We start from the raw sequence: 1,506 nt of genomic DNA, 5'->3' as shown, positions 1-1,506 counted from the left end.
AGATGTGTATACGCGACAGCCCCAACTCGCCGCCCGACTCCCCGCCCGACTCTCCGCCCAACTCCCCGTACGCAACCACGAGTTCACGGATCACCCCGGTGACAGCCCCCGGTGCCTCGACCGGCGTCATGTGCCCGAGCCCGGGCAACACGGTCACCCCGTGACACTCGGGCAGCGCGGCAGCCAGCGCCCGAGCATGCACGGGCGGGGTCATCCGATCGGCGGTGCCAACGACGACAGCGGCGGGAACAGTCAACTCCCGCACACGATCATCGAGTTGAACCCCGTCCAGAACCTTCGCCCACGCGTGCCGCACCTTGCGCGGACACGCGTGCACGATCCGGGCGCACGCCTCGACCATGTCGGCAGACGAACCGGCGCCCATCGTGGCGTACTTGAGAAGGTGCCTGGACACCGGCGTGACCGGCCCGAGCGGAGCGCGCGAGCTGAGGCCCAGCCGGGTGAGGCGGGTCCGCAACCACCCCGCGCGCATCGGCAGGACCAGCGACTCGGCGACGAGCCGCGAACTGCCGGTACTGCACAGCAGTACGGCCGCCACATGCTCCCTGAACCCCGGCCGCGCGGACGCGGCCAGCACCGTCATCCCACCCATGGAGTGCCCCACGACCACGGCTTTCTCCCCGGGCGCGAGGGTCGCCGCGAGTACGGCCTCCAGGTCGTCGGCGAGTGCGTCGGTACTGCACGCGGGGCTCGCCGGGCTGCGCCCGTGGCCGCGCTGGTCGTAGGCGACGACCCGGTGATCGGGCGCGAGTTCGCGTATCTGGGCGGCCCAGAAGGCGGTGGAACAGGTCCAGCCGTGCGAGAGCACGACCACGGGCCCGTCGTCCACACCGTGCACCTCGACATGCAGCCGGGCCCCGTCCGCGGAGACGACGCCGAGCTCACGAACAGGGGCAGGCGGGTCGTACGGCCCGTCCGCCACGGAGACGACACTCCCCGCCCGGCTCACGCGCCCACCCCCGCAGAGAAGTTGACGTCACCGCTACCGACGATCTCGGCCCGCAGAACCTCGTACTCGGAGAGTTCCACCCGCCGGGTCTCCCGCCGGAACTCGGACGTCGTACCGGGCCAGATGGTGGTGTTGCGCCCGTTGGCATCGAGATACCAGCTACTGCACCCACCCGTGTTCCACACGGTGCGCAGCATCCTCTCCTGAACCCGATCGCTCCAGGCATCGACGGCGGCGGCCCGAGCATCAAGAGCGACCCGCACCCCAGGCCCCCCAAGAACACTCAACTGCCTGACAAAGTCGGCCATATAGTTCAGCTGGGACTCGATCATCAGAATCATGGAGGAGTTCCCGAGCCCGGTATTGGGCCCGATGACGGTCATCCAGTTGGGAAACCCGGCGACGGATGCCCCACGCAGCGCCCGCATCCCACCACCACTACCGCCACCGTCACCACCACCACTACCACCCTCACCCCCCCCCCCCCCCCCCCCCCCCCCCCCCCCCCCCGCCCCCCCACCCCCCCCCCCCCCCCC

The 1,506-nt window shown here is 70.7% G+C and carries 1 protein-coding gene and 1 pseudogene; both read right to left on the bottom strand.

Going from position 1 to position 1,506, the window contains the following annotated elements:
- Nucleotides 1-970 (bottom strand): alpha/beta fold hydrolase (locus AOK08_RS40500; RefSeq protein ID WP_055535380.1); only part of this gene is annotated, 970 nt, incomplete at its 3' end.
- Nucleotides 967-1,404, bottom strand: a pseudogene (locus tag AOK08_RS40495) (cyclohexanone monooxygenase); the annotation flags it as partial. The gene AOK08_RS40500 and the pseudogene AOK08_RS40495, both read right to left, overlap by 4 nt.
- Nucleotides 1,405-1,506: the final 102 nt, after the last annotated feature.

The organism is Streptomyces graminilatus, from assembly GCF_001418565.1.
Lineage (GTDB): Bacteria > Actinomycetota > Actinomycetes > Streptomycetales > Streptomycetaceae > Streptomyces > Streptomyces graminilatus.
This window is presented reverse-complemented; position numbering and strand designations above follow the sequence as displayed.